Source organism: Amycolatopsis sp. NPDC088138, from assembly GCF_044741685.1.
Taxonomy (GTDB): Bacteria; Actinomycetota; Actinomycetes; order Mycobacteriales; family Pseudonocardiaceae; genus Amycolatopsis.
Window position 1 is genome coordinate 1026551 of sequence record NZ_JBIUTB010000004.1, and the last position, 26931, is coordinate 1053481.

General features: G+C 72.1%; 27 protein-coding genes. 17 read left to right on the forward strand and 10 right to left on the reverse strand.

Translation table 11 applies throughout. The features are described from left to right. Positions 1-47: 47 nt before the first annotated feature. Positions 48-860 carry a class I SAM-dependent methyltransferase gene (locus tag ACIOD2_RS25525; RefSeq protein WP_400542683.1) on the forward strand — a complete coding sequence of 271 codons (813 nt, stop codon included), beginning with the start codon at positions 48-50 and terminating at the stop codon, positions 858-860. Here ACIOD2_RS25525 and ACIOD2_RS25530 read toward each other — a convergent pair. Next, a complete protein-coding gene (locus ACIOD2_RS25530; RefSeq protein ID WP_400542687.1) occupies positions 797-1432 on the reverse strand; it encodes a PadR family transcriptional regulator in 636 nt (211 codons plus the stop codon). The two genes, ACIOD2_RS25525 and ACIOD2_RS25530, sit on opposite strands and share 64 nt — an antisense overlap. A 109-nt stretch (positions 1433-1541) precedes the next feature. On the opposite strand from ACIOD2_RS25530, the gene ACIOD2_RS25535 reads away from it, so the two are divergent. Together ACIOD2_RS25535 and ACIOD2_RS25540 are read left to right on the forward strand one after the other, a co-directional pair. After that, a complete protein-coding gene (locus ACIOD2_RS25535; protein WP_400542690.1) occupies positions 1542-2027 on the forward strand; it encodes an Lrp/AsnC family transcriptional regulator in 486 nt (161 codons plus the stop codon). A 106-nt stretch (positions 2028-2133) separates the two neighbouring features. Further along, positions 2134-4443 (forward strand): transketolase-like TK C-terminal-containing protein, encoded by a 2310-nt coding sequence (locus ACIOD2_RS25540; RefSeq protein ID WP_400542693.1) that lies wholly within the window; start codon positions 2134-2136, stop codon positions 4441-4443. On the opposite strand, the gene ACIOD2_RS25545 is transcribed toward ACIOD2_RS25540, so the two are convergent. Together ACIOD2_RS25545 and ACIOD2_RS25550 are read right to left on the reverse strand one after the other, a co-directional pair. After that, on the reverse strand, positions 4440-5051 hold the full coding sequence (locus ACIOD2_RS25545) for a hypothetical protein (RefSeq protein WP_400542696.1): 612 nt from the start codon (positions 5049-5051) through the stop codon (positions 4440-4442). The two genes, ACIOD2_RS25540 and ACIOD2_RS25545, sit on opposite strands and share 4 nt — an antisense overlap. Positions 5052-5159: 108 nt before the next feature. Then, the gene (locus tag ACIOD2_RS25550; protein WP_400542698.1) at positions 5160-6440 is read right to left on the reverse strand and encodes a glycosyltransferase; all 1281 of its coding nucleotides are present in this window, start codon (positions 6438-6440) and stop codon (positions 5160-5162) included. Between the two features lie 19 nt (positions 6441-6459). On the opposite strand from ACIOD2_RS25550, the gene rlmN reads away from it, so the two are divergent. From rlmN to ACIOD2_RS25585, 7 genes are all read left to right on the forward strand, one after another. After that, a complete protein-coding gene (rlmN, locus tag ACIOD2_RS25555; RefSeq protein ID WP_400542701.1) occupies positions 6460-7566 on the forward strand; it encodes a 23S rRNA (adenine(2503)-C(2))-methyltransferase RlmN in 1107 nt (368 codons plus the stop codon). Positions 7567-7598: 32 nt separating this feature from the next. Continuing rightward, entirely contained in the window at positions 7599-7865 is a 267-nt protein-coding gene (locus ACIOD2_RS25560; protein WP_400542704.1) for a hypothetical protein, read from the forward strand. Positions 7866-8027: 162 nt separating this feature from the next. Then, positions 8028-8195 carry a hypothetical protein gene (locus ACIOD2_RS25565; protein ID WP_400542707.1) on the forward strand — a complete coding sequence of 56 codons (168 nt, stop codon included), beginning with the start codon at positions 8028-8030 and terminating at the stop codon, positions 8193-8195. A gap of 20 nt (positions 8196-8215) precedes the next feature. Further along, entirely contained in the window at positions 8216-10102 is a 1887-nt protein-coding gene (locus ACIOD2_RS25570) for a RiPP maturation radical SAM C-methyltransferase (protein WP_400542710.1), read from the forward strand. A gap of 11 nt (positions 10103-10113) precedes the next feature. Further along, complete coding sequence (locus ACIOD2_RS25575) at positions 10114-10734, forward strand: DUF5825 family protein (protein ID WP_400542713.1); 621 nt, start codon at positions 10114-10116, stop codon at positions 10732-10734. Next, a complete protein-coding gene (locus ACIOD2_RS25580; protein ID WP_400542716.1) occupies positions 10731-11969 on the forward strand; it encodes an MFS transporter in 1239 nt (412 codons plus the stop codon). The genes ACIOD2_RS25575 and ACIOD2_RS25580 overlap by 4 nt, the downstream gene beginning before the upstream one ends. Before the next feature lie 92 nt (positions 11970-12061). Beyond that, positions 12062-12328, forward strand: coding sequence for a hypothetical protein (locus ACIOD2_RS25585; protein WP_323335490.1), 267 nt, complete (start codon positions 12062-12064; stop codon positions 12326-12328). A gap of 4 nt (positions 12329-12332) precedes the next feature. Here ACIOD2_RS25585 and ACIOD2_RS25590 read toward each other — a convergent pair whose 3' ends face one another. Genes ACIOD2_RS25590 through ACIOD2_RS25600 form a run of 3 tightly spaced genes read right to left on the reverse strand, consistent with a single transcriptional unit; the run spans position 12333 to position 14742 of the window. Continuing rightward, positions 12333-12908: a malonic semialdehyde reductase gene (locus ACIOD2_RS25590; RefSeq protein ID WP_400542718.1), complete on the reverse strand. Its 576-nt coding sequence runs from the start codon at positions 12906-12908 to the stop codon at positions 12333-12335. Beyond that, positions 12908-13885 carry an alpha/beta fold hydrolase gene (locus ACIOD2_RS25595; RefSeq protein ID WP_400542721.1) on the reverse strand — a complete coding sequence of 326 codons (978 nt, stop codon included), beginning with the start codon at positions 13883-13885 and terminating at the stop codon, positions 12908-12910. The genes ACIOD2_RS25590 and ACIOD2_RS25595 overlap by 1 nt, the downstream gene beginning before the upstream one ends. After that, the gene (locus ACIOD2_RS25600) at positions 13882-14742 is read right to left on the reverse strand and encodes an SDR family NAD(P)-dependent oxidoreductase (RefSeq protein WP_400542724.1); all 861 of its coding nucleotides are present in this window, start codon (positions 14740-14742) and stop codon (positions 13882-13884) included. The genes ACIOD2_RS25595 and ACIOD2_RS25600 overlap by 4 nt, the downstream gene beginning before the upstream one ends. A 101-nt stretch (positions 14743-14843) precedes the next feature. On the opposite strand from ACIOD2_RS25600, the gene ACIOD2_RS25605 reads away from it, so the two are divergent. The 3 genes from ACIOD2_RS25605 to ACIOD2_RS25615 all read left to right on the forward strand — a co-directional run bounded on the left by ACIOD2_RS25605 (position 14844) and on the right by ACIOD2_RS25615 (position 17323). Continuing rightward, complete coding sequence (locus ACIOD2_RS25605) at positions 14844-15695, forward strand: helix-turn-helix transcriptional regulator (protein ID WP_400542727.1); 852 nt, start codon at positions 14844-14846, stop codon at positions 15693-15695. A 77-nt stretch (positions 15696-15772) separates the two neighbouring features. Then, the gene (locus ACIOD2_RS25610; protein ID WP_400542730.1) at positions 15773-16126 is read left to right on the forward strand and encodes a YciI family protein; all 354 of its coding nucleotides are present in this window, start codon (positions 15773-15775) and stop codon (positions 16124-16126) included. Between the two features lie 6 nt (positions 16127-16132). Continuing rightward, entirely contained in the window at positions 16133-17323 is a 1191-nt protein-coding gene (locus ACIOD2_RS25615; protein ID WP_400542733.1) for an RNA polymerase sigma factor, read from the forward strand. Positions 17324-17325: 2 nt separating this feature from the next. Here ACIOD2_RS25615 and ACIOD2_RS25620 read toward each other — a convergent pair whose 3' ends face one another. Genes ACIOD2_RS25620 through ACIOD2_RS25630 form a run of 3 tightly spaced genes read right to left on the reverse strand, consistent with a single transcriptional unit; the run spans position 17326 to position 19207 of the window. After that, the gene (locus ACIOD2_RS25620) at positions 17326-17667 is read right to left on the reverse strand and encodes a putative quinol monooxygenase (protein WP_400542736.1); all 342 of its coding nucleotides are present in this window, start codon (positions 17665-17667) and stop codon (positions 17326-17328) included. After that, on the reverse strand, positions 17664-18419 hold the full coding sequence (locus ACIOD2_RS25625; protein ID WP_400542739.1) for an MBL fold metallo-hydrolase: 756 nt from the start codon (positions 18417-18419) through the stop codon (positions 17664-17666). Before ACIOD2_RS25625 ends, ACIOD2_RS25620 begins: the two co-directional genes overlap by 4 nt. Beyond that, positions 18416-19207: an alpha/beta fold hydrolase gene (locus ACIOD2_RS25630; RefSeq protein WP_400542742.1), complete on the reverse strand. Its 792-nt coding sequence runs from the start codon at positions 19205-19207 to the stop codon at positions 18416-18418. The genes ACIOD2_RS25625 and ACIOD2_RS25630 overlap by 4 nt, the downstream gene beginning before the upstream one ends. A gap of 94 nt (positions 19208-19301) precedes the next feature. On the opposite strand from ACIOD2_RS25630, the gene ACIOD2_RS25635 reads away from it, so the two are divergent. Further along, on the forward strand, positions 19302-19724 hold the full coding sequence (locus tag ACIOD2_RS25635) for a MarR family winged helix-turn-helix transcriptional regulator (RefSeq protein ID WP_400542746.1): 423 nt from the start codon (positions 19302-19304) through the stop codon (positions 19722-19724). On the opposite strand, the gene ACIOD2_RS25640 is transcribed toward ACIOD2_RS25635, so the two are convergent. Further along, a complete protein-coding gene (locus ACIOD2_RS25640) occupies positions 19721-20863 on the reverse strand; it encodes a serine hydrolase domain-containing protein (RefSeq protein ID WP_400542749.1) in 1143 nt (380 codons plus the stop codon). The two genes, ACIOD2_RS25635 and ACIOD2_RS25640, sit on opposite strands and share 4 nt — an antisense overlap. Positions 20864-21307: 444 nt before the next feature. Here ACIOD2_RS25640 and ACIOD2_RS25645 point away from each other — a divergent pair, with 444 nt between their 5' ends. The 3 genes from ACIOD2_RS25645 (at position 21308) to ACIOD2_RS25655 (ending at position 26732) form a co-directional block, all read left to right on the forward strand. Then, entirely contained in the window at positions 21308-25198 is a 3891-nt protein-coding gene (locus tag ACIOD2_RS25645) for a Pls/PosA family non-ribosomal peptide synthetase (RefSeq protein ID WP_400542752.1), read from the forward strand. A gap of 80 nt (positions 25199-25278) precedes the next feature. Further along, positions 25279-26070, forward strand: a complete 792-nt coding sequence (locus ACIOD2_RS25650; protein WP_400542755.1) for a dimethylarginine dimethylaminohydrolase family protein — start codon at positions 25279-25281, stop codon at positions 26068-26070. Beyond that, positions 26067-26732, forward strand: coding sequence for a BPL-N domain-containing protein (locus tag ACIOD2_RS25655; RefSeq protein ID WP_400542758.1), 666 nt, complete (start codon positions 26067-26069; stop codon positions 26730-26732). The genes ACIOD2_RS25650 and ACIOD2_RS25655 overlap by 4 nt, the downstream gene beginning before the upstream one ends. Positions 26733-26931 lie beyond the last annotated feature (199 nt).

Consider the following 26931-nt stretch of genomic DNA (forward strand, 5'->3'; position numbering starts at 1 on the left):
ACGCCGGAAAATCACTGTCGGCGAAGTAGGCCCCGGAAGGAGCAGCGGTGCGGTTCTCGTCCCGGCGCGCGGAGGTCGTGCCGAGTCCGAACATCTGGTACTACCAGGCCGACTACGAGCTGGAGAACCGGGCACAGGACAGCGGCGGCGAGATCTGGCGCGTGCTGCGTGAGGAGTGCGACTGGGCCGGGCTGGACGTGCTGGACGTCGGCTGCGGTGACGGGTTCCACCTGCCGCACTTCGCGCGCGAAGCGCGTTCGGTGCTCGGGATCGAACCGCACGAGCCGCTGGTACGGGACGCGCTGAAGCGGGTGCGGGGACTGGCGAACGTGGATGTCCGGCACGGCCGGGCCCAGCGGCTGCCGGTCCGCAGCGCGAGCGTCGACGTCGTCCACGCGCGTACGGCGTACTTCTTCGGGCCCGGGTGCGAGCCCGGGCTGGCGGAGGCCGAGCGGGTGCTGCGGCCGGGCGGAGTGGTACTGATCGTCGATCTCGACGTCACCAGCGAGCCCTACGGCGGCTGGATGCGCGCCGACCTACCCCAGTACGACCCGGCCGCGGTCGAAAGGTTCTTCGCCCGGGCCGGGTTCGGCTGCCGCCGCGTCGCCACCGAGTGGCGTTTCGCGACCGCCGCGGACCTCGAAGCGGTCCTGAAGATCGAATTCAGCAAACCGGTCGCCGAACAGGCGATCGCGAAGTCCTTGCAGCGTAACGGGAATCGGGAAACCGACCTGACGCTGCCGGTGGGCTACCGCGTGCACACGCGGGTCAAGCCCACCGGCCTCGTCCTGCCAGGTCACTCGGCTGCTTCTTCGGACGGAGTCGAGGACTCGTCCTCGTCCTCGCCGAGGATGCCGTAGAGCGAGCGCCGGGCGTCGTTGAGCACCTCGGCCGCGCGGGCCTGCTGGCTCTCGGTGCCCGCGCGCATGATCTGCACGACGGCGGCGGCCAGGTTCTTGCCCGCCTTGGCCAGCCCGACCTCGGACGCGTCGACGTCCTGCGCGATCTGCTCCCACGGCGGGGTGCTGTCCTGCTCTTCCGCGGCGGTGCGGCCGGCGTCGGTCAGCTCGAAGAGCTTCTTGCCGTGCTCGTCCTTGCTGATGACCAGGCCTTCGTCGGCCAGCAGCTGCAGCGTCGGGTAGACCGAGCCGGGGCTCGGGCGCCAGAAGCCGCCGGAGCGCTCGCCGATCTCGCGGATGATCTCGTAGCCGTGCCGGGGCTGCTCGGCGAGCAGCGCCAGGATCGCGGCGCGGACGTCACCGCGGCGGCTGCGACGGCCACCGTGGCCGCGCCGGCCCGGACCGTGGCCTCGGCCGCGTCCGCCACCAGGGCCGAAGCCCGGGGGGAAGTCGCCGAAACCACCGAAGGGAGTGCGCCCGCGTTCACGGGCGAAGGGGTGATCTTGGGTGAAGGGGTGTCGTTGCCTACGCATGTCTGTGTTCCTTTCTCGAACTGTTGCGACACGTTCACGATATATCGGAAACAGTCGGATCGCAACCCGCTCGTGGTGACACCGCTCACGGCCTGCGAAGATCGGCGGCGTGCCCGACACCATCGACGACATCGACGCGCGGCTCCTGCTGGCCCTGGGCGCGGACCCGCGCTCGACGGCGGTCGCCCTGGCCGAGCGCCTCGGCCTGTCCCGCAACACGGTGCAGGCCCGGCTCGCGCGCCTGGAACAGCGCGGTGTGCTCGAGTCGTTCGAGCGCCGCATCGACCCGGCGCGGCTGGGCTACCCGCTGCGCGCGTTCGTCAACGCGCAGGTCGACCAGCGGCGCCTCGCCGAGATCGCCGACGCGCTGGCCGCGATCCCCGAGGTGACCGAGGTCTGCGGGCTGACCGGGGCGAGTGACCTGATGGTGCAGGTCGTCGCCGTCGACGCGGACGACCTCTACCGGATCGCCGGGCGCATCCTCGCCTCGCCGGGGGTGGAGCGGACGAACATCTCGCTCGTCATGCGGGAGCTCGTCCCGTACCGGCTCAAGCCGCTGCTGGAGCGCGTGCATTCTGCCCAGCCGGAGACCTGAGCCGTCCCCCGGCGGCGTGCATTCTGCGCAGCTCGAGTGGCATCGGTTGTGCGATGCGTCCGCCAGTGCTGTCCTGGTGGCGTTTCCTGCACGAAAGGTGTCGACGATGACCCAGACCTCCCCGACCGCTCCGGCGACCGGCTCGGACGAGCTCGCCGCGATCGAACGGCGGGTGCTGTGGCTCGCCACCGCGATCGTGCACCAGGCCAACCGGGTGCGGCCCAACCCGTCCGGGCTCAAGGTCGGCGGGCACCAGGCGTCGTGCGCGTCGCTGGTCTCGATCATGACGTCGCTGTGGTTCCGGCACCTGCGTCCCGAGGACCGCGTCTCGGTGAAGCCGCACGCCTCGCCGGTGCTCCACGCGATCAACTACCTGCTCGGCGAGCTGGACGAGGCCTACCTGCCGACGCTGCGCGAGTTCGGCGGGCTGCAGAGCTACCCGAGCCGCGCCAAGGACCCGGACCCGGTGGACTACTCGACCGGCTCGGTCGGCATCGGCGCGACCGCGCCGATCTGGGGTGCGCTGGCCCGCCGCTACCTGACGACACGAGGGCGTGACGCGGGCACCGGACGGCAGTACTCCCTGGTCGGCGACGCCGAGCTGGACGAGGGCGCGATCTGGGAGGCCATCCTCGACCCGGCCGTGGCCGAGCTGGGCGAGATCGTCTGGATCGTCGACCTCAACCGCCAGTCGCTGGACCGCGTGGTGCCGAACATCGCGGCCGGGCGGCTGCAGGGCATGTTCGACGCGGCCGGCTGGCAGGTGCTGACCCTGAAGTACGGGCGGCTGCTGGAGGAGCTGTTCACCCGGCCCGGCGGCGCCGAGCTGCGCGAGCGCATCGACGCGATGCCGAACCCCGAGTACCAGCGGCTGCTGCGCTGCGACGCCGCCCAACTGCGCGACCGGCTGCCCGCGGGCAACGACGCGCTCGCCGCCCTGGTGACGTCACTCGACGACGAGACGCTCCTGGCCGCGATCCGCAACCTCGGCGGCCACGACCTCGGCTCGCTCGACGAGGTCTTCGCGTCCATCTCGGACAGCCGGCCGACGGTGATCTTCGCCTACACCGTCAAGGGCCGCGGCCTGCCGACCCAGGGGCACCCGCAGAACCACTCGTCACTGCTGACCGCGGAGCAGATGGAAGAACTGGCTGGGTCGCTCGGCACCGACCTCGGTTCGCCGTGGCAGGGCTTCGCGGACGGTTCGCCCGAAGCCGCGTTGTGCGCCGAAGTTGCTTCGCGCCTTCGCCGTCCGGACGTCCCTGCCGCGCCTTCAGTGGAGCTTCCGGCCGACATCGGGCGAACGCCGTCCGGGACCGCGACGACGCAGGCGGCGCTGGGCCGCGTCCTGCTCGACCTGACGCGCGAAGCGCCCGAAGCGGCGAAGCGCGTCGTGACGGTCAGCCCCGACGTCAGCTCGACGACCAACCTCGGCGGCTGGGTCAACAAGGTCGGCGTGTGGTCGGCGATCGAGCGCCGCGACTGGTTCGAGGACGACCCCGAGACGATCATGCACTGGCGCGAGAAGCCCACCGGCCAGCACGTCGAGCTGGGCATCGCCGAGACGAACCTGGTCGGGCTGCTGGGCGAGCTGGGCGCCACCTGGAGCCGCTGGGGCGAGCCGCTGCTGCCGATCGGCGTCATGTATGACCCGTTCGTCGAGCGTGCGCTCGAGCCGTGGTCGTTCGGCATCTACGCGGGCGGCCAGTCGATCCTCATCGGCACGCCGTCGGGTGTCACGCTTGCCCCGGAAGGCGGCGCGCACCAGTCGATCACCACGCCGTCGATCGGCATCGAGCAGCCCGGCTGCGTCAGCTACGAACCGGCGTTCGCGATCGACACCGAGTGGACGCTGCTGGCGGCGCTGGGCCGGCTGGGCAAGCCGGGCGGCACGTCGTCCTACTTCCGGCTCTCGACGCGGCCGGTCGACCAGACCCTGGCCGACGTCCCGGCCGATCCGGCGGCGCGCGAACGCCGTCGCCGTCAGGTCGTGGCGGGCGCGTACCTGCTGCGCCGTGCCGAAGCGCCGGTGGTCACGCTCGCGGCGATGGGCGCACTGGTGCCGGACACGCTGGCGGCGGCCGAGCGGCTCGCGCAGGTCGGTGTCGAGGCGGACGTCGTCTGCGTGACGAGCCCGGGCCTGCTGTTCGAGGCGACGCGCGCGCGGGCCGGGCAGGGCAGCGGCGACAGCTGGATCCTCGACCAGGTCTTCCCGGCGGCGCGGGCCCGGCCGCTGGTCAGCGTCCTCGACGGCCACCCGCACACGCTGGCGTTCCTCGCCGGGATCAACCGCGTCCCGTCGGCGACCCTGGGTGTCACCGGCTTCGGCCAGTCCGGGTCCCTCGAAGAGGTCTACCGCTACCACGGCATCGACACCGACGCGATCATCCGCGCGGCGCTGGACGTGGTCGCCTAGGAGAACGTGGCGCCGGCGAGCAGCGTGTCCATCTTGGCGTCCCAGCCTTCGAAGGACCCGTACTCGACGACGAGGATCTTGCTCGTCGGCAGCCACCACATCCGGACCTTGTTGTTCTGCGTCGCGTCCTCGCAGCTGACCTGCCAGGCGCCGTACTCGGCGTTCTTGGTCCCGACCGGCCGGAACCCGGAGTCGACGAGGTTGCTGCCGGTCGCCACCGAGGCCTCCCCGGGCGGCGACGCCGCGGTGATGCACGTCGGCACGTCGGTGCCGGTGTACCAGCCGAAGGGGCGTTTCGCGCTCGGCAGGTTGAGGGGCGCGTTGGGGTCCGAAGTGGCTTCGCGCAGGTCCAGCAGCCGTGCCTCGCAGACCACGGTGCCTTCGGTGAGGCAGCCGTCGAGCAGGCCGTCCTGGCTGTGCGCGGTGTACTTCGCGCCCTTCGGCACCGTGACGTGCATGGTCCCGACGTCGATCCGGTCACCCGACGGGGCGGCCGCGGTCACGGTCGGGACCGGCTGGGGCTGACCGACCGTCGATGTCGTGCAGGCGGCAGCGCCCAGCACTACGGCAACGGCCAGGACACTGTGCCGGAAGGAACGGCTCCGCACGGGCTCACCTCTTTCGTCCGCCCTTGGACTCACGAACGTCCCGCACGGTTTCGCTGTGAATCCCGGTCAGATTAGGGCGGCCCGTCCAGGGGTGTTCACCCACCCGGGTCAGCGCAGTGCGGCGACCGCGCGGGCCAGGACGTCGGCGGGGCTGGGCTGGGTCGCCATCTCCTCGGCCACCTCCCGGGCCGCCGTCCGGAACCCGTCTTCGGTGAGCAATCGTTCGACCAGCGTCCGCACGGTGGCGGCGTCCACGGTGGCCGGGTCGTGGCTGAGCCCGACACCCCGGTCGGCGACGCGCCGCGCCGCGAGCGGATTGTCCGCGAAGGACGGCAGCACGAGCTGCGGAACGCCGTAGGACAGCGGCGCGGCCGTGGTGCCCGACCCGCCGTGGTGCACGATCGCCGCGCAGGACGGCAGGAACGCCGACAACGCGAGGTAGCCGACCGAGCGCACGTTCGCCGGCAGCTCGCCCAGCTCCGTCAGGTCCGCGGTCCCGGCGGCGAGCACGACCTCGACGTCCAGGCCCCCGAGCGCCTCCAGGACGACGGCCAGGCTGCTGACCCCGGACATCACCGGCACTACCGTGCCCAGCGTGACGGCGATCCGCGGGCGGTCCGGGCGGCGCAACGCCCAGTCCGGGACGACGGCACCGCCGTTGAAGGGCACGAACCGCATCGCCCACCACGGGACGCCGTCACGCTCGTCGGGGTGCTCCTGACCGGCGGCCAGCCCGCCCATGCTGGGCGCGCGCGGGTCGACCCTGGCGAGCACCGCCGGTTTCGCGTCGCCGATCCCGAGCTTGGCCCGCATCAGGTCGCTGACCTCGTCCTCGCCGAAGACGTGGTGCTCGGCCCGCCAGTCCGCGTCGCGCACGGACCACGAGACCCGGTTGCCGACCTCGAGCGCGGGCACGCCGAGAGCCGCGGCCGCGAGCATCCCGGCGGCGTGGTCGGAGGTGTGGACGACGAGGTCGGCGCCGAACAGCCGGCCGGCCTCGATCGTGCCCTCGGTCATGGTCACGGTGAACAGCCCGAAGGGGTTGCCCGCCCGGCGGGCCAGCCGGTACTCCTCGGGGAGCTCGCCCTCGGGCGTGCCGGTGCCCGCGACGCTGCCCATCAGGTCGTTCCAGACGTCCCGCTGCGGGAAGACGTCGTAGGCGGGCAGCCCGGCCCGCGCACCGGCGTCGACCATCTCGGAGGACGTCGCGAGCAGGATCTCGTGGCCGGCGGCCCGCGCGGCCCAGATCAGGGGGATGAGCGGCAGCGTCAGGCCGTAGCCGGGGGCGGTCGCGAACAGGATCTTCACCTTGCGAGCGTCCCAGATCCCGCGCCGGGCCGTGACCTGGGGAACAGCCGTGCGGGTGGCTTGGGTGGTGCCGGATGCCACGTGGGACACTGGATGGGTTATGACTGCCCTTCCGCTCGTCTTCGACGCCCCCAAGCGTGGCCTGCCGCCGCGCCACCTCGCCGACCTTTCGGTGGCCGACCGCGCGGCCGCGGTGGCCGAGCTGGGGGAGAAGCCGTTCCGCGCGAAGCAGCTGTCGAACCACTACTTCTCGCGTCTGACGGTCGACCCGGCGGAGATGACGGACATCCCGGCGGCCTCGCGTGATCGTCTGGTCGCCGACCTGATGCCGACGCTGCTGACCGAGGTCCGCGCATTGGCGGCCGACGACGGCGCGACCCGCAAGACCCTGTGGCGCGCGCACGACGGCACGCTGCTGGAGAGCGTCCTGATGCGCTACCCGGACCGCGCGACGCTGTGCATCTCGAGCCAGGCCGGCTGCGGCATGGCGTGCCCCTTCTGCGCGACCGGCCAGGGCGGCCTGGACCGGAACCTGTCGACGGCGGAGATCGTCGACCAGGTCCGCTCGGCGGCGGCGGTCATGCGCGACGGCAAGATGCCCGGTGGCCCCGGCCGGCTGTCGAACATCGTCTTCATGGGCATGGGTGAGCCCCTGGCCAACTACAAGCGTGTGGTGGCCGCGGTGCGGCGGATCACGGATCCGGCGCCGGGCGGGCTGGGGATCGGTCAGCGGTCGGTGACGGTGTCGACCGTGGGCCTGGCGCCGGCGATTCGGAAGCTGGCGGACGAGAAGATGCAGGTGCGTCTCGCGGTGTCGCTGCACACGCCGGACGACGAGCTGCGGGACACGCTGGTGCCGGTGAACGAGCGCTGGTCGGTCGACGAGGTGCTGTCGGCGGCTCGGTACTACGCGGACACGTCGGGGCGCCGGGTGTCCATTGAGTACGCGTTGATCCGGGACATCAACGACCAGCCGTGGCGGGCGGAGCTGCTCGCGAAGCGGCTGCGCAAGCACCTCGGTCAGCTGGTGCACGTCAACGTGATCCCGCTGAACCCGACGCCGGGCAGCAAGTGGGACGCGTCGCCGAAGCCGGTGGAGCGGGAGTTCGTGCGGTTGGTCAACGCCGGTGGTGTGGCGTGCACGGTCCGGGACACCCGGGGCCAGGAGATCGCCGCGGCTTGTGGTCAGCTCGCCGCTGAAGGCTGAGTTTTCGTTTCTGTGATGGAGAATTTGTCGTGATGTATGCCCCCAGCCTGCTGGACCCGGCTGCGGAATCGTTGAAGCTCGCGGACTTCGCCGGTGCGACGGAGGTCGCCCGGGAAGCTCGGATGCTGTTGGGTGAGCGGTTCAGTTCGGTGACGTTCATGTACGTGCTGATGCGCGCGTTCGAGGTGGAGTACACGGCGGCGTGTGACGCGTCGCGGTGGCACGAGTTCCACGGTGGGCCGCGGGCGTTGTCGGACGCCGATCTCGAGGCGTTGCTCGCTCCGTGGCTCGATCGTTGACCATTGCGATTCGGGGAAGCGCTTTACCCATGAGGCTTGCGGGAATTACCCTGTAGTCGCGGGGCGGCCGGTGGATGACCTTCGCCGGTGCGGCGCCGAGTTTCGGAATTCGTGTCGAAACGAGGGGGAAAGATGAAATCCACACCCGCAGGCGCACTCCCGATGACGGATCTCGCGGAATTCGGCGATCGTTCCGATGCCGGCCGTGAGGTCCGGACCACCGCCGCGCTCACCGTGACGCGGCTGGCCGAGCGTGACGAACACGGCGGCACCGGCCGTGGCGTGACCATGTACAACGAAGCCGGCTCGACCGCTGCGAAACCGCACTGACCGGCGGAACAGGCGTTTCGATGCCCCGCGGGTCCGTTCCCCGCACCTGCCTGGTGTCGATGCCGTGGCACTCGCTGCACCGCCCCTCCCTCGCCCTCGGCGTACTGCGCGCGGCGTGCGTGCGGGAGGGACTTCCGGTCCCGGTTTCCTATCACGGCAGTCTCGCTTTCGCCGACATGATGCTGCGGGCCGGTCTGACCGTGGGCGACTACGCGGAAATGGCGGACACCGGGTTCCACCATTCGCTCGGTGAATGGATCTTCGCGGGCGCGCTCAACGGATCCGATTTCGGCTATGCGGGCATGCGGGATCTGGCCCGCCGCGCCGGCCTGCCCTTCCGCGTCGCCGCGGCGGTTCGTGAGCTCGCGGACGAATTCACCGATCAAGCCGCCGACGCGATTCTCGCCCGCGAGCCGGAACTGGTCGGTTTCAGCGCGACCTTCAGCCAGACCATCGCCAGCCTCGCGGTCGCCCGGCGGATCAAGGACCGGCGACCGGACGTGCGGATCCTGGTCGGCGGCTACTCGGCCGACGGCCCGATGGGCGTGGCGCTGCACCGGGAGTACCCGTTCGTCGACTACGTCCTGCGCGGCGAGGCCGACGTGGCTTTTCCGAAACTGCTCCGGGCCCTGGCCGAATGCGACGCGACCGGTTCCCGCGACGGCCTCGACGACGTGCCCCAGCTGTGCTGGCGTGACGACCACGGCGCCACCCGGGTCAGCCCGTGCCCGTCCCGGCTGGTTTCTCCGACGTCGATCACGACACCGGACTACGACGACTGGTTCGCGGCCATTCCCGCTTCCGTCGCCGCTCGCGTCGAACCGGAGTTGGTCGTGGAGTCCTCCCGCGGCTGCTGGTGGGGCGCGAAACACCACTGCGTCTTCTGCGGCCTCAACGGCACCGCGATGACCTACCGGGCCAAGCCCGCCGAGTCCTTTGTGGACGAAGTGCTCGGGCTGGTGCGCCGGCACCGGATCCTCGACGTCACCACGATCGACAACATCCTGCCGAACGAGTACTACCGCTCGGCGCTGCCGGAGCTGGCGGCCGCCGGCCACGACCTGCGCATCCACTACGAGATCAAGGCCAACGCGCAGGTCGAGGACGTGGCCGAGCTGCGGGCGGCCGGGGTGTGGGAGGTCCAGCCCGGCGTCGAGAGCCTGGTCGACGACGTGCTGCACCGGATGCGCAAGGGCGTCCGCGGGGCCCACAACGTGCGGATGCTGCGTGACGGAGCCTCGGCCGGGCTCACCATCAGCTGGAACTGGCTGTACGGGTTTCCGGGCGAACGCGCGGCGGACTACGCCGCGGTCGTGGCCCAGCTGCCCGCCCTGGTGCACCTGCAACCGCCCAGCGGGGCGGCACGGATCGCCCTGCAACGGTTTTCGCCGAACTTCGACGACCCGCGCCAGGGCTTCACCGAGCGCCGCCCGGCGGCGGGGTCGCGCCTCGTCCACGACATCGACGACCCGGAACGGCTGGCCGAGCTCGTCTACTCCTTCGACACGCCGGACCAGGGACTCACGGCCGAGGAGGTCGCGCCGCTGGTCGACGCGCTGGCCGCGTGGAGCACGGGTTACGCGGGGAGCGCGCTGATCGCCCGCACCATCGACGACGTCGTGGTGATCCGGGACCGGCGCCACGGCTGGGCGCCGGCCGACCACGTGCTCGAGCACCCGCGGGAAATCGCGGCCTGGCGAGCACTGGAGACCGGCCGCGCCCCACACCGGGTGCTCGCCGAACAAAGCCACGCATGGGACCCGGACGACTTCGGCCGCTGGCTCCGCCGGCTCGGGGAGGCCGGCCTGGTCTTCACCGACGGCACCTTGTGGATCACCCTGGCCACTTCGCCCATCGTGGCGCGGAAAACCCACCTGCCGTTGTCGGTGCTGACGCCGTCCGCCTGAGAAGGAGCCACATGCGTACCCTGTCCGCTCCGCACCCGGCGTGGCCCGAGGCGGTCGACCTCGACCTCGGCCGCATCGATCCCGGCGACGCTCTGCGGGTCGTGGCCGGACTGGCCGGGTGTGCGCAGCGGCTGCGGCTGCCGGAGCCGTTCGCCTTCGGCGAATCCGCGCACCGCGACGCGACGATGGTGCGCTTGCTCGCCACCGCCGCGGCGGCGTTCGTCCCGGTGGACTGGACCTTGCGGGAGCCGTTGCCCAGCACCGTTCCCGAACGCGCTTTGTGCCATCTCCCACCACCACGAGGTGACGGGAGACTCGGCCGCGGCTGGCGTGAAGCCCACGAGACGGGCACCTGCACTTACCGTTACGGCCCGGGGTTCGTCCTCATCCACGACAGCCGTCCGGGCGGGCCGATCAACCGCGTCCACGTCGAAGCCGGCTGGGTGGACACGTTCCGGACCCTGGCCGGCACGGACCGGCCGCCGGCCGACGGCGCCGAGGCGGATCTCGTCGACCAGCTGGCGGCGCACCAGCTCGCCCTGCGGTTCGACGACGGGTACGCCGTCGTGCTGCCCTACCACGCGGATCGGCGTCCGCCGCCCGGCCGGGTGGTCCCGCTGGTGAAGCCGTGACCGACGCCTCGCCGAAGACGTCGACAGCCGGGTTGCGCGGGCATCGCGCGTTCCGGTTCCTGTGGACCGCGGACGCCGCCTCCCAGCTCGGTACCGCCGCCGCGACCGCGCTGGTGCCCCTGCTCGCCGCGACCACCCTCGGCGCCACTCCGTTGCAGATGGGACTGCTCACCGCGGCGGAGACCGTGGCGTTCCTGGTCATCGGGCTGCCGGCCGGTGCCTGGATCGACCGGACGCGCCGCCGCCGCGCGGTGCTCGTCGGCGCCGACCTCGTCCGGGCCCTGCTGTTCTTCGGGCTTCCGGTCGCGGGCTGGACCGGGGTGCTGGACTTCGGGCAGCTGCTCGTCACGGCCGTGCTCGTCGGCGTCGCGACCGTGTTCTTCGACGCCGCCTACCAGGCGTACCTGCCGGTGGTGATCGGGCTGGAGAACCTGGAAACCGGCTACGCGCGCCTGCAGATCACCCTGTCGGTCGCCGCGGCCGCCGGGCCCGGCATCGGTGGCGTGCTCACCCGCGTGATCGGTGCCGCGTCCGGGCTGGTGCTCACCGGGGCGGGCTACCTGGCTTCGGCGGCGCTCCTGTCGCGCGTCCGGGCCGACGTGCCGCCGATCCCCCCGCGGCCGCGGGAGGTACGGCTGCGCACCGAGATCGCCGAGGGGCTCCGCTACATCGTCCACCACCGCCAGCTCCGCCCGCTGGCCGTCGCGAGCTCCGTCGCCGCGTTCTTCACCGCGGGCATCATGTCCATGGAGATCCTGTTCTTCACGCACGACCTGCACCTGGACGCGGCGGGTGCGGGCGTCCTGCTGGCCCTGTCGGGCGTGGGCAGTGTCGTCGGCGCCGCGACGACCGGCCGCTGGACCCGCCGCCTCGGCGCGGCTCGCGCCAACTGGCTGGTGCCGGTGCTGACGTGGCCACCCCACCTGCTGCTCCCGCTCGCCCAGCCGGGCCCGGTCGGCCTGGTCCTGGCCGCGACGGGCATCGTCATCCACGCCGCCGGCGGCACGACCTACAACGTGATCGTGATGACCCGCCGCCAGCACCTGACCCCGGACGCCCTGCGCGGCCGCGTCCACACGAGCATGCGCGTGCTCATCTGGGGAACCATGCCCCTCGGTGCCTTGGCCGCGGGATTCCTCGCCGAATCAGTGGGTACGCGCGCGACCCTGACCATCGCCGTCGCCGGAATCCTCGTCGCGATCGCGCCCGCGGCCTGGTCCGCCCGGGAGCACTGACGTCCCGCGGTGGCCGGCTGTGACGGGCGGAGTAGCGTGCACGGTGCCGCCGAAGGTTTGCTTTCTGCTTCCGTGATGGAGAAATTGCCGTGATGTATGCCCCGAGCCTGCTGGACCCGGCTGCGGACGAGCTGAAGCTCACGGATTTCACCGGCGCGACGGACGTCGCGCGGGAAGCGCGGACGCTGCTGGGTGAGCGGTTCAGCTCGGTGACGTTCATGTACGTGCTGATGCGCGCGTTCGAGGTGGAGTACACGGCGGCGTGTGATGCCTCGCGCTGGCACGAGTTCCACGGTGGGCCGCGGGCGTTGTCCGACGCCGACCTGGAGAAGCTGCTCGCTCCCTGGCTCGACCGCTGACGATTCACGCCCAGCGCAGGACCCGGTCGACGGGGAGCCGGGGTTGTCTTTCGCGCCAAGGGTTTTCGGCGGCCGGGTGGCCGATGTTGACCAGCAGCAGTGCGGTGCACCGTCCGTCCGGGAAGAACTCGCGGTCGACGCCGTCGTGGTCGAAGCCGCCCATCGGGCCGGCGTGCAGGCCCGCGGCGCGGACCGCGAGGATGAAGTAGCCGGCTTGCAGGGCCGCGCTGAACCGGCCCAGGTCGAGCCGGTGCACCTCGTCCGCGTTCAGGTGCGGGGCGGCCGGCTCGTGGTAGTCGCGGTCCAGCGCGAGGACCGCGGTCACGGGCGCGGTCCGCGCCTGCTCCCGGTTGCGCTCGGGCAGGTGCGGCAGCAGCCGCCCGAAACCCTCGGCGGTGCGCACGAAAAGCACCCGGAGCGGCTGGATGTTCGACGACGTCGGCGGCCACCGCGCCAGGTCCCAGATCCCGGCCAGCCGGTCGTCGCCGACCGGCGTGGGGGAGAACCGTTTGACGGTGCGGGCTTCGGTGAACAGCAGCTTTTCGCCGGCCGTGCCGAGCCGCAGGGCGGTGGACTCCATCAGGCGCTCCTCGTGGCGAGTCCGTCGGCCCAGGCGGTGACCGTGGCGACGTAGGTGGCCGGGTCGTGACCGTGCATCGAGTGGGGCATGTCCGCGAACTCGCGGTAGGTGAAGGGGTTGCCGGTCGCCTCGATCAGCTGACGCACCCGCCGTACTTGGAGGTCGGTGATCGCGCCGAGGAGGTTCCCGGTGTCCGGGTCGACGTGGTGGAAGTGGTGGGTGAACAGGACCGGCACCTTGACCTGGCTCAGCATGGTCTCGTGGTCGCAGGTGAGCGTGGCGCGGCCGGACACGAACGCGTCACCCCATTCGGGGTCGTACTCCAGGAGGTCCTGGGGCGGGGACGTCGGCGGGCCGCCGGTGCCGGCCGGGGCCATCCGGCCCAGCGCGGCCAGCATCCACGGCGGGATCTCCCGGGCCATCGCCGCCCGCATGCCGTCGAAGTCGCCGATGCTCCACTGTGGACCGAGCCACTTGTGCCACAGGCGGAACATCGGCCCGGCACCCTGGCGGATGGACGGGCCGACCGCGGGATCGGCCTGCGAGGCGAACAGCGGGGCGTCCTCGTAGACCGCGGCGCGGACCTGTCCGGGCGCCGCGAACGCCGACAGCCAGGCCGCGATCACGCCGCCGGACGACAGCCCGCAGACCACCACGGGAGACCCGATCACCCGGTCGATGAACCGGACCAGGTCCCCGCCGAAGACGTCCAGGCTGTAGCGGCCCGGTGTCCAGGTGGACCGGCCCTGGCCGCGCAGGTCCACCGCGTACACCCGGTAGCGATCGGCCAGCAGCCGCATGGCTGCCTCGTAGCCCCACCAGGACTCCGTCTGCGCGGGGATCAGCAGCATCGCCGGGAGGTCGGCGCCACCGGCCACGGCGTAGTTCATCCGGATCTCGCCCAGGTCCACGGTCTGTTCCGGGAAGCCGTGCGGCACGTAGATCCCGGCGTGGTCGGCGGCTTCCAGGTACTTCATCGGGCCACCGCCCCGACGAGGCCGGCGGTCGTGTCCCACAGCCGGCCGGCCAGCGCCTCGTCGAAACCGGCCTTGCCCTGCCGGCGCACGGCCGGGTAACCGCGCAGGCCACCGGGGCCGTCCGGGCCGACGTAGGCGTTGCCGGGCACGTCTTCGGTCGCCGCGTAGAGCACCGACAGCGCTCCGCGCTCCGGTGAGTTGGTCAGGAACTTGAACCGGTTGACGACGTTGGACCGCGAGTGCGCGGCCAGCGCGGTGCGGGCGATGCCCGGGCTGGCCAGCACCGAGCGGACACGGCTGCCGCGCGCGGTCAGCCGTCGCTGCAGCTCCAGGGAGAACAGCACGACAGCGAGCTTCGACGCCTGGTAGGCGGCCATCCCGCTGTACTTGCGGGTGCGCCAGTCGAGGTCGGCCAGGTCGATCCGGCCCTGGGTGTGCAGCTGGCTGGTGACGTGCACGACCCGGTCGGTGACGTGCTCCAGCAGCAGGTTCGTGAGCAGGAACGGCCCGGTGTAGTTGGTGGCGGTCTGCCGGTCGAGCCCGTCGGCCGTGCGCGCGGCGGGGACGTCCATCACGCCGGCGTTGTTGATCAGGACGTCGAGGTCGCCGGACCAGGCGTCCGCGAACGCCCGCACCGAAGCCAGGTCAGAGACGTCGAGCGAGCGGATCTCGAAGGTGCCGGGCAGGCCGGCGACAGCGTCTCGGGCCTTGCCGACGTCACGCACTCCCAGCACGACGCGGGCGCCGGCCCGGGCCAGCTCCCGTGCCGTGATCAGGCCGAGGCCGCGGCCCGCACCGGTGATCACGACCGTCCGTCCACTCAGGTCCGGCAGGTTTTCCGTTGTCCACTTGGTCATGACCCCAGTGAACGCACCCGCGCCGGGCCGAGGAAGGACACGCTCAACCACTGACTGGCAGACCGTGGCTAAACCGCGCCGGAGCGCCGACGATGAGGACCATGAACGACACGTTCGACCGCGCGACCCTGGGTGCGTTCCTGCGCACCCGGCGCACGGCGCTGCAGCCGGAGGACGTCGGGCTGCGCCGCGGGGTACGGCGGCGCGCTCCGGGGCTGCGCCGTGAGGAGGTGGCGGAGCTGTGCACGATGTCCGCCGACTACTTCGCCCGGCTGGAACGCGGCCACGGGCCGCAGCCGTCGGAGCAGATGGTCGCGGCCATCGCCCGTGGCCTGCGGCTGACGCCGGACGAGCGCGACCACCTGTTCCTGCTCGCCGGCCACCGCACCACCCGGCGTGACCTGCGGTCGCGGCACGTGAGCCCCGGGCTGATGCGGGTGATGGACGGCCTGGCCGGCACCACCGCGCAGGTCATGGGGCCGCTGGGCGAGACGTTGCTGCAGACGCCGTCCGCGGTGGCGCTGCTCGGCGACCAGACCGGGTACACCGGCCACGCCCGCAGCGCGACGTTCCGCTGGTTCACCGATCCGGCCGCCCGGGAGCGGTACGCGCCGGAGGACCACGACGAGAACAGCCGGACCAACGTCGCGCTGCTGCGCGGGGCCGTCACCCGCGGCGGTCCCGGCTCACCCGCGGCGGAGCTGGCCGACGTCCTGCGGCACGCCAGCGACGAGTTCGCCCGGCTGTGGGAGCGGCACGAAGTGGGCCTGCGGTGGAGCGAGACCAAGCGGTTCGCGCACCCTCAGGTCGGCCGCCTGGACCTCTACTGCCAGCTGCTGCTCGAGCCGGACCAGGGGCAGTCGCTGCTCGTCTTCACCGCGACCCCGGGCACGGAAAGCCACGAGAAGCTCGCCCTGCTCACGGTGCTGGGCACGGACAGTTTCGCGGAGTGACGGGGTAACAGGTGTCGAATGGCGCCTGGCTCGTTCGTAGCCAAGGTGAGAGACCCGATCCGCAGGAGGAGTTCGCCGTGAAGCAGTACCTGCTCGCCGTCCAGTACGACGAAACACAGACCGAGACCGACGAGGAGATGCGGGCGCAGATGGCCCGGACGGGCCGGGTCACCGACGAGATGAAAGCCGCCGGTGAGTGGGTGTTCGTCGGCGGCCTGCTGCCCTCGCACGCCACCACGGTCGTGCGCCCCGGCCCCGGCACTACCACGATGACCGACGGCCCGTTCGCCGAGACGAAGGAACAGCTCGGCGGGTTCTGGGTGGTCCGGTGCGACGACCTCGACCAGGCGCTCGCCTGGGCCGACAAGTGCGCGCTGGCCTGCGGGCAGCCGATCGAGGTGCGGCCGTTCCACGAAATCCCGGAAGCCTGAGCGCGGATGGATCTCGACGCCGTCTACCGGGCGGAGTACGGCCGGTGCGTGGCCACGCTGACGCGCCTGCTCGGGGACATCGGGCTCGCCGAGGAGGCCGTCCAGGACGCCTTCGCGGTCGCCGTCCAGAAGTGGGACGACGAGGCGCCGCCGCCCAACCCCGGCGCGTGGATCGTGACCACCGCCCGCCACCGGGCGATCGACCGCCTGCGCCGGGAGTCCACCCGGGAGGCCCGCCACGCACAGGCGTTGCTGCTGCACGCACCCGACGAGCCCGAGGAAGGGGGACCGGTGCGCGACGACCAGCTCCGGATGATCTTCACCTGCTGCCACCCGGCGTTGTCGCCGCTCGCGCAGGCCGCGCTCACGCTGCGGCTGCTCGGCGGGCTGGAGGTGGCGGAGATCGCGCGGGCCTACCTGGTGCCGGAGGCGACGATCGCCCAGCGGATCGTCCGTGCGAAGAAGAAGATCCGCGACGCGGGCATCCCGTACCGGGTGCCCGGCGCCGCGGAGCTCCCCGATCGGCTGGCGCCGGTGCTCACCGTGCTCTACCTGGTGTTCAACGAGGGGTACGCGTCGACGTCGGGGGAGCTGCTGCGGACGGACCTGTCCGCCGACGCCGTCCGCCTGGCCAGGGCGCTCGCCGAGCTGATGCCCGACGAGCCGGAGGTGCTCGGGCTGCTGGCGCTGCTGCTGCTCACCGAAGCCCGGCGCCCGGCGCGGGTCGGGGCGTCGGGGGAGCTGGTGGTGCTCGCGGAGCAGGACCGGTCCCTGTGGGACCGGGACCTGATCGCCGAGGGGCACGAGCTGGTGCGGCGGTGCCTGCGCCGCGCCCGGCCCGGGCCCTACCAGCTGCAGGCCGCGATCAACGCCGTGCACACCGACGGCCCGGCGACCGACTGGTCACAGGTGCTGGCCCTCTACGACCAGCTGCTGAGCCACACGCCGACGCCGATCGTGGCGCTCAACCGCGCGGTCGCCGTCGCGGAGGTGCACGGCCCGGCGGTGGCGCTGGCCGCGATCGAGGACCTGGACCTGCCGGGTTACCACCTGCTGCCGGCCACCCGCGCGGACTTCCTCAGCCGGCTGGGCCGGGTCCCGGAGGCCGCGGCCGCCTACGACGAGGCGATCACCTGGGCGGCGAACGACACGGAACGCGAGTTCCTGCGGACGCGCCGGGCACGCCTGGCCCCGTGACGTCACACCAGGTCGACGAGCTGGACCAGCGCCCCGGCGTCGGAAGTGCTGTGCTCAGCCAGTTCGGTGAAGAACCGGGCCACGTGGTCGGTCGCCAGGTGGGCGCGGAACGCGTCCGTGTCGGCGTAGACCTCGTACAGGTGGAAGACGCCGGGGTCCGTGGCGTCGCGGAACGGCCGGAACTCCCGGCAGCCCGGCTCGCGCCGCACCGCGGCGGACAGCGTCGTGATGGCCGCGGCCAGCTGGTCCTCGTGGCCCGGGACCGCCCGGACGACGGCCATCATCGGCCGCTCGCCGGGCGGGAGGTCGTCCGCCACCTCGGGCATGAACTCCCGGTCGCTCACGGGACCGTCACCACGGTTCCCGGCAGCACCAGGCGGACGTCGACGTCCGGGGCGAGCCGAGCGACCGCGTCGGCGTAGTGCCGCGGGTCCTGGTCGCCCTTGGTGATCATCCGGTCGCCCAGCCGTCCACTGTGGAACGCGTAGTGGTGCGGCACGGCCAGGGTCGGCTTCAGCGCGGCCGTCAGCCCCGCCGCCTCCTCGGCGTCCATGACCACCTGCCGCAGGTCCATCGGCCGGATGCAGAGCCCGTTCGTCGGCAGGATGGCCAGGTCGACGTGACCGAAGCGTTCCGGGATGGTGTCCAGCTCCGGGACGCGCAGCGAGTCGCCGCCGAAGAAGACGGTCCGCCCGCCGGCCTGGATGACGAAGGTGACTTCGTGGACGCCGTGCTCACCCGGCGTCGCGGTCACCGTGAGGTCGCCGACCGTGGCGGACTCCCACGCCTCGATGACCCGGACGTCGCGGAACCCCTTGTCCCGCGCGATGGCCGCGACGGTGCCCGGCCCGAGCAGCGGGGTGTCCAGGTCGAAGCCGCCGTCGACGAGGGCGTCGAGGTCGCAGTGGTCGTAGTGCTCGTGGGTGACCACCAGCGCGTCGACCCGGCCCAGTGACCCGACCGTCGCGGCGACCGGTTCGCCCTGGTAGTACGTCGGGGTCTGGGTGAACCACGGGTCGGTCAGGACGCGGATCCCGCCGATCTCGATCAGCTGGCAGGCGTGCCCGATCCGGGTCACGGTCAAGGACGCGCTCACGCCACACCGCCCAGGTCCAGCAGGGCACCCAGCAGCTCTTCGGGGGTCTCGACCTGTGGCAGGTGGCCGCTGCGGGGGATGAGGGTGAACTTCGACATCGGGATCGCGGCGGCGAAGGCCCGGCCGTAGTCCGGCGTGACGATGCCGTCGCTCTCGCCCCAGACGACGTGGACGGGCAGATCGAGGCCGCCGAGACGCTTGGCGAGGGTCGGGTCGGCCATGGCCGGGCCGGCGTAGCCGATCAGTGCCGCGATGTCGGGGCTCGGCGCGGTGCCCCCGGCCGGTGCCACGGGTGCCTTGCTCGGGTCGTGCCAGGAGTAGGCCTGGATCTCGGCCAGGGTGAGCCCGCGCACGTCGGTCGGCGCGTGGCCCTCGACCTCGAGCCCGACGCCGTCGATGATCACCGCGCCGCTGACCCGCGGGCTCTCCAGCAGGGCGATCTCGGCGGCGAGCCAGCCGCCGAACGAGTTGCCGACCACGGTGACGTCCGTGAGGTCGAGCTCCTCCAGCAGGGCGACGTACAGGCGGGCCAGGTCGACGACGTTCGTCAGCTCGGCGGCCTTCGGCGTGCCGCCGAAGCCGGGGTGGGTGGGCAGCAGCACCCGGGAGTGGGTGCGTTCGGCGAGCAGGTCGGCGAACCCGGCCATGGTCGCCACCCCGCCGCCGCCGTGCAGCAGCAGGAACGGACGGGTGCGGTCGCGGTCCTGGACGGTGACCTCGGCGGAGCCGAGCGTGCGGGTTTCGGTGCGGGCGGGCCGGAGGGTGCCGGCGGTGGGGAGCTTCGTCATGGGTCCTTCTTGTGTCGGCGGGGACTTACCTAAGGAACCTTATATCAGGTTCCTTAGGTAAGCAACCTGGTCTCCATGAGTTACGCTGACCCGCATGACGCACCACCCGGCCGAGGTCGCCCTGGCCGTCAAACGCCTGCAGTACCGCCACCACCGCGCGCTGAGCCGGGCGCTGGCGCCGCTGGGGCTTTCGCTCGTGCAGTGGGACACCCTGCGCCACCTGCACCGGAAACCGGACGCCTCGCTGCACGACCTCGCCGTGCTGACGTTCCAGACCGACCAGTCCTTCGGCTCGCTGGCGACGCGGATGGCCGACCGCGGGCTGATCGAGCGGGTGCCGGGGCCGGGCCGGGCCGTCCGGCACCAGCTCACCGAGGAGGGCGCGCGGCTGCGCGCCGCCGGCCAGGACCTCGTGGACGAGATCGTCGAGGCCTCGTTCAGTGACCTGTCGGCCGCCGAAATCGACCGGCTGGGCGAGCTGCTGGACGCCGCGCTCGGCCCGGACCCGACCGCCTAGGAGCAGAAGGCGGTGTCCACAGTGGACACGACGGCGTTGGCCGCCTTCTCCGCGTCGCCGAAGGTGCCCGGCAGCGCGGTCACCGCGAGCCCGACGGACCGGCCGTCCTCTGTGGCGCCGCCGCGGGTCTCGTACCCCTCGATGTCGCCGCCGTGGCCCCAGTACACCCCGCCGCAGCTGAGCGGGATGCTCATCAGCCCGAGGCCGTAGCGCCAGCCGGGGAACAGCGTCGACTCGACCGTCTTGCGCATCTCGGCCAGCTGCGCGGGCGCCAGCAGCTTGCCGTCGAGCAGCGCGCGGTCGACCTGGGCGAGATCACTCGGCGTCGAGATCAGCTGACCGGCCGCGCCGCCCCAGGACGGGTCCATCTCGGTCGCGTCGACGGTCGTCGGGTCGGTGAAGGTCTTGGTCGCGTACCCCTGCGGGTGCGGGCCCTGGATGGTCTGGTCGCCGGGCTGCGGCCAGTACGTGTGGCGCAGGCCCGCCTTCCGGATCACGCGCTCGGTGATCTGCTCCTGCACCGGGCGTTCGGTCACGCGCTCGATGAGCATGCCCGCCAGCAGGTAGTTCGTGTTGCTGTACTCCCACTTGGTGCCGGGGGCGAAGTCGGCGGGCTGGGCCAGCGCCGCGGCGAGCAGATCGTGCGGCTGGAAGAACTTGTGCTGGATCTTCCCGAAGTCCTCCAGCCCGATGTTCGCGGTGTAGTTCGGGAGCCCGCTGGTGTGCTGCAGCAGCTGCCGGACGGTGATCTTGGTGCCGTCGATGCCCTCGCCGCGCACCACGCCGGGCAGGTACTTCTCGATGGGCGCGTCCAGCTCGACCTTGCCCTCGCCCACGAGCTGCAGGACGACGACCGCGGTGAACGTCTTGGTGTTGCTGCCCGCCCGGACGCTGCCGTCGTGCGGCACCGGGACCTGGGCGCCGAGCCGGGAGGAGCCGGCGACCAGCGCCGTCGTGCGGCCGTTCTTGGTCACCGAGGCGAGCGCGGCCGGGAACTTCTCCTGCTGTACCAGCGCGTCCAAGCTCCGCTGGGTGGCGGACGCCGGGGGCGGGCCCGCGGCCGCCGCGGTGCTCAGGGCGGCACCCAGCAGCCCCGCGGCGGTCAGGACCACGGCACCCTTGCGCACTTTGCTCTGCATCGGATTTCTCCTTCTTCGACCGGATTCGACCCCTTGAATGCTGGTCGAACCCGGCGCGAAGATCAGTAGCGCTGACCGCCGGAACCCGGGTAGTGCTGGCGCTACCTTCCCCGGCCTATTCGCGGATTCGCATGAGTCCGGATGAATGGGCGGCGAATTCCTCGGGGACGAATAGTGCACGCGGGCGCGAAACAATACCTTCCGCCGCGGATTGGTCCGAATTCTGTGCGGTATGTCACCGTGGGTGAGTTGCCAACATCGTTCCCTCCGTGAAACATGGATGCCATACCAACGGGTGAATGGACTGCACCGTATGTCGCAGTCTGTCGCCCCCTGACCATCGCCGTTCGGGTGATGGCGGGCTGTGTGTCTTGTGGAGGGTGTTCGGTGGTGTTCACGGGCTTGTCGTCCGATTCGGCGATCGTGACCCGGTCCTCCGCGCGGGTGAGCGAACCGATCCGGCGGATGCACCACGTTTTCGAACACACCGCCGATCGTGTTCCGGACGCCGTCGCCGTCGAAGTCGGCGACGATGAGCTGAGTTACGCGGAATTGGACCGCCGGGCCAATCGGCTCGCCCACCACCTGCGCGCGTCCGGTATCCGGCGCGGGGCCCGCGTCGCGATCCTCGTGGAACGCAGTGCGCACACCTACGCCTGCCTGCTGGGCATCGGCAAGGCCGGCGGGGTCTTCGTGCCGATCGACCCGGCCTCGCCCGCGGACCGGATCGCCTACATCACCGAGGACTCGCGGGCCGACCTGCTGCTGACGACGGCCTCGCTGGCCGGGCGCACCGGGGACGCCGCCTGCCCGGTGCTCGACCTCGCCGACGTGCCGGCCGGCGGCCGCGACGACCGCCCTGACCTGCGCGAAGACGACCTGCTCGACCCCGACCCGAGCGCGTACATCATCTACACCTCCGGCTCGAGCGGCCGGCCGAAGGGCGTCGAGGTCGCGCAACGCAGCATCCGCAACTTCCTCGACGTCGTGCCGGAGCTCTACGACGTGCGCCCGGACGACCGGGTCTACCAGGGCATGACGATCTCGTTCGACTTCTCGATCGAGGAGATCTGGCCGACCTGGGCGGTCGGGGCGACGCTGGTGGCCGGCCCGGAGGACTCCCGCCGCCTCGGCGCCGAGCTGGCCGAGTTCCTCACCGAGCGCCGGATCACCGTCCTGTACTGCGTGCCGACGCTGCTGGCGACCATCCCGCACGAACTTCCCTTGCTGCGCAACCTGCTCGTGGGCGGGGAAGCCTGCCCGCGTCAGCTGGTCGACCGCTGGGCGAGACCCGGCCGCCGCATCCTCAACACCTACGGCCCCACCGAAGCCACCGTCACCGCCACCTGGTGCGAGCTGCTCCCGGGCCGGCCGGTCACCATCGGCGTGCCGGTGCCGACCTATTCGGTCGTCCTGCTCGACGACGACCGCCGCCCGGTGCCGGACGGCGAGGTCGGCGAGATCTGCATCGGCGGCCCCGGCGTCGCGAAGGGGTACGTCGGCCGCCCGGAGCTGACGGCGGACAAGTTCTTCGACTACCGCGGCGAGCGCGTCTACCGGACCGGCGATCTCGGAAAGCGCTGGGACAGCGGGGAAATCGAGTACCTGGGCCGCGCCGACGCCGAGGTCAAGATCCGCGGCCACCGCGTCGACCTCGGCGAGATCGAGAGTGTCCTGCTGGCCGACGCGCACGTGTCCGCGGCCGCCGCTGCGATGGTCGAGGTGACCCCCGGCGCGCCCGAGCTGGTCGGCTACGTGGTGTCCACTTCGGACGAAGACGAGACCGAGTTGTTCCGTCGGTTGCGGGAAACCCTGCGCGAACAGGTGCCCGCCTACATGGTGCCGGGCTTCTTCGTCACGATCCCGGTGCTGCCGATGATGCCGAGCGGCAAGGTCGACCGTCGCGAGCTGCCCGTACCGGAAGGGCGGAAGCGGACGCTGGACGGCCCGGTCGTCGCGCCGGAGGGTGACACCGAGGAACTCCTGGCCCAGGTGTGGGCGGAAGCGTTCGCCATGGCGCCGGAAGACCTTTCGGTCACCGCGGACTTCTTCACCGACCTGGGCGGCCACTCGCTGCTCGCCGCGACCGTCGTCTCCCGGCTGCGCGAGCACGACGCCGGCGCCGGGATCGCCGTGCGCGACCTGTACGCCCACCCGCGGGTCCGGGATCTCGCCGCACAGCTGGGAAAACCCGCGGCGGATCCGGTCGGGGAACCGCGCTACGAGCCCCTGCGGCACGGCACGCGCCGGATCGCGGCCGCCGGTTCCGTGCAGACCGCGGTGATCTACCTGTTGTTGCTGGTGATCACGTTGCCGGTCGCCTACGTCTACACCTGGAACAACGGTGACGTCTCGGTCCCGGTCCTCGCGCAGCTGCTGGTCGCGATCCTCGTCAGCTACCTCGGCGTCCGCTGGCTGGTGCCGCTGGTGCTCGTCCGGCCGCTCTCGGCGGGCATCCGGCCCGGCCGCTACCGCCTGTGGGGCCCGACGTACCTGCGGCTGTGGACGCTGGACCTGCTGCTGAGCGTCGGCCCGCTGCCGGTGGTGAGCGGGTCCGGGCTGATGCCGCTGTACCTGCGGCTGCTCGGCGCCCGCGTCGGCAAGCGCGCGGTGATCGCCACCAGCTCGGTGTCGCTGCCTTCCCTGGTGCGCATCGGCGACGACGCCGCGATCGGCTACGGCGCGGTGCTGCGGCCGTGGCGGGTCGAGGACGGCTGGGTGACCGTCGGCGAGATCACCGTCGGCGACCGCGCGTTCGTCGGGGCGAACGCCGTGCTGGAGCCCGGTTCTTCGGTCGGGGCGGACGCCGCGCTGGCCGAGCAGTCGATGCTCGGCCGCGGCGAGGCCGTTCCCGCAGGCCAGCGGTGGTCGGGATCGCCGCCGGAGCGCGTCGACGCGCTTTCCTCCGCCGTCGAGGACATGCTGGGCGAAACGCCGGTGGCGCGCGGCTGGCGGTTCCACCAGATCCTGCTGACGCTGCTGGGACTCGGCGCGCTCGAGGTCGGCGCGATCTGCCTGATCCTGCCGAGCGTGGCGCTGGTGTGGTGGGCGCTGCTCGGCTGGGGCGTGCTCGCCGGCGTGGTGGCCACGCTGCTGGCCGGCCCGGTCTTCGTGCTGACGGTCTGCGCGGTCGTCGCGCTCGGACGGCGTCTCGTGCTGCCGTCGACGCCGGTCGGGATCCACCCCGTCCGGTCCGGGCTCGGGGTGCGCAAGTGGGTCGCGGACAAGCTCCTCGAGTTCAGCCTGACCTTCACGAACTCGCTGTACGCCACGCTCTACACGGTTCCGTGGCTGCGGCTGCTGGGTGCGCGGGTCGGCCGCGGCGCCGAGGTGTCCACGGCCGGGCACCTGGACCCGGACCTGCTCACCCTGGGCAGCGAAAGCTTCGTCGCGGACATGGCGACGGTCGGCGCGGCGACGTTCGCCCGCGGCCGCGTCGCGTTCCTCACCACCGACGTCGGCCGGCGCGCGTTCGTCGGCAACGCCTCGGTCGTCCCGGCCGGGACGGAGCTGGGGGAGGGGTCGCTGGTCGGCGTCGGCACGGTGCCGCCGGGACAGCACGTGCCGGGGGACTCGTCGTGGCTCGGCTCACCCGCGATGCACCTGCCGCGGCGGCAGGACAGCGGCGACTTCCCGGAGGAGCAGACGTTCCGGCCGCCGCGCCGCGTGGTCCGGCAGCGCCTCGCCATCGAGTTCGCGCGCGCCACGCTGCCCGCGTCCCTGCTGGCCCTGAGCTTCTACCTGTTCCTGCTGACGCTGTCCGGGCTGGCGTTCGGCCGCGACCTGCCGGTGCCCGCCCTGGTCTCGCCGCTGGTCGCGATGGCGTCCGGCCTCGGCGTGATCGGGTTCTGCGCGGCGACGAAACGCAACGTCGTCGGCCGGTACACCCCGCGCGTCGAACCGCTGTGGAGCCCGTTCGTGCGGCGCAGCGAGTTCGTCACCGGGCTCTACGAGTCGGCCGCCGTCCCGGCCGGGCTGGGCATGCTCGTCGGCACGCCGATGCTGCCGCCGCTGCTGCGCTGGTTCGGTGCCCGGATCGGGCGGCGGACGTGGCTCGGCACCACCTACCTGACCGAGTTCGACCTGGTACGCGTCGGCGACGACGCCACGATCGGGACCGAGGTCTCGCTGCAGACGCACCTGTTCGAGGACCGGGTGATGAAGATGTCGGTCGTCACGGTCGGCGACGGCGCGACCGTCGGCACCCGCGCGATCGTCCTCTACGACGCGGTCGTCGGCGACGGCGTGTCTCTGGGCTCGCTGTCACTGCTCATGAAAGGTGAGCACCTCGGCTCGCGCACCTCCTGGCGCGGTATCCCCGCGCAATTGCTGTGACAACCGGAGCTTCGCTCCGGGCCGGGGGCTCCGCCACCCGGATCCCCCGAACGACTTCTGACGGCGAAAGGACTCCCGGCGTGAACACCACGCTCCTGATGTCGGACGCCCGGCACTTCCGCGTCGACTACGAGATCAACCCGTACATGGACACGGCCGTCCAGCCCGACCCCGCGGCCGCCGTCGCCGAGCACGACGCCCTCGTGGCGGCGCACCTGGCGGCCGGGCGCAAGGTCGAGTTCCTCGACGCCGCGCCGGAGTGCCCGGACATGGTCTACACGGCCAACGCCGCCGTCGTCCGCGGCGGCCGCGCCGTGCTGGCGAACCTGCCGCCGGAGCGTCGCGCCGAAACGCCGTACCACCGGGAATGGTTCCACACCAACGGTTTTGAGGTCACGGAGAGCCCGTACGCGTTCAGCGGCCAGGGTGACGCGCTGGCGTACGGCGACCTGCTGCTGGCCGGGTACGGGCAGCGCACCGACCGCCGCGCGCACGACGTCGTCGCCGACGCCCTCGGTTACGAGATCGTGCCGCTGCGCACGACCGGCCCGCGCTGGTACGACCTGGACCTCGCGGTCGCCGTCGTCGCGCCCGGGGTGCTCGCGTACTGCCCGGCCGCGCTCGACGAGCCGAGCCAGGCCCGGTTGCGCGAGCTGGGCGGGACGCTGATCGAGGTCAGCGAGGCCGAGGCGGAAGCGTTTGCGCTGAACCTCGTGAGCGACGGCGTCACGGTCACCATGACCAGCGGCGTCCCGGAGCTGGCCGGCGTCCTGCGCGAGCGCGGGCTGACCGTCGTCGAGCTGGAGACCACGCAGCTGCGCAAGGGCGGTGGCGGCGTGCGCTGCACGGCCCTGACGCTGGGCAACCCGTGAGGCCGCTCGCCCTGGTCTACCGCGGGCCCGCGACGTTGCCCGGCTGCTCCGAGGCCGTCGCCGACCTGCTTCGCGCCAGCAAGCACGGTTTCGACGTCCGGTTCGCCGGCCCGGACGAGAAGTTCAAGGTCGGCGAGGCCGCCCTCGCCGGGGCCGCGCTGTACGCCCAGCCCGGCGGCGGCACCCTCGGGAGCGCGTACCGGAAGCTGCGCCGCCACCGCGACGACATCCGCGGCTTCGTCGAGGGCGGCGGGCGGTACCTCGGCTTCTGCCTGGGCGGCTACCTCGCCGGCGCGACACCGGGATTCGGCCTGCTGCCCGGCGACACCGACCGCTACATCGACACCGAGGGCGCGACCGTCGACGACGACGAGGACGCCATCGTGCAGGTCCGCTGGCGCGGCCGCGCCCGGAAGCTCTACTTCCAGGACGGCCCGGTGTTCCTGCTCGAGAAGCCGGACGCCGCCGACGTGCTGGCCACCTACCCGAACGGCACGGTCGCCGCGCTCGTCGCGCCGTTCGGGGCGGGACGGGTCGGCGTGGTCGGCCCGCACCCGGAGGCGACCCGGGATTGGTACGCCGACGGCGGTCTCCGGCCGCCTTTGCTGCGCTACGGCCACGACCTGGGGCTCGACTTGGTGGATTCGGTGATGGCCCGATGATCGCGGCGAAGGTTCGCTTGACGGCGGTCGATGCGACCCGGGGGATCCGACGGCGGTCTCCGGTCGCCGCTCCTGCGCTACGGGCTCGACCTGGTGGATTTGTTGATGGCCCGATGATCGCGGCGAAGGTTCGCTTGACGGCGGTCGATGCGACCCGGGGGATCCGACGGCGGTCTCCGGTCGCCGCTCCTGCGCTACG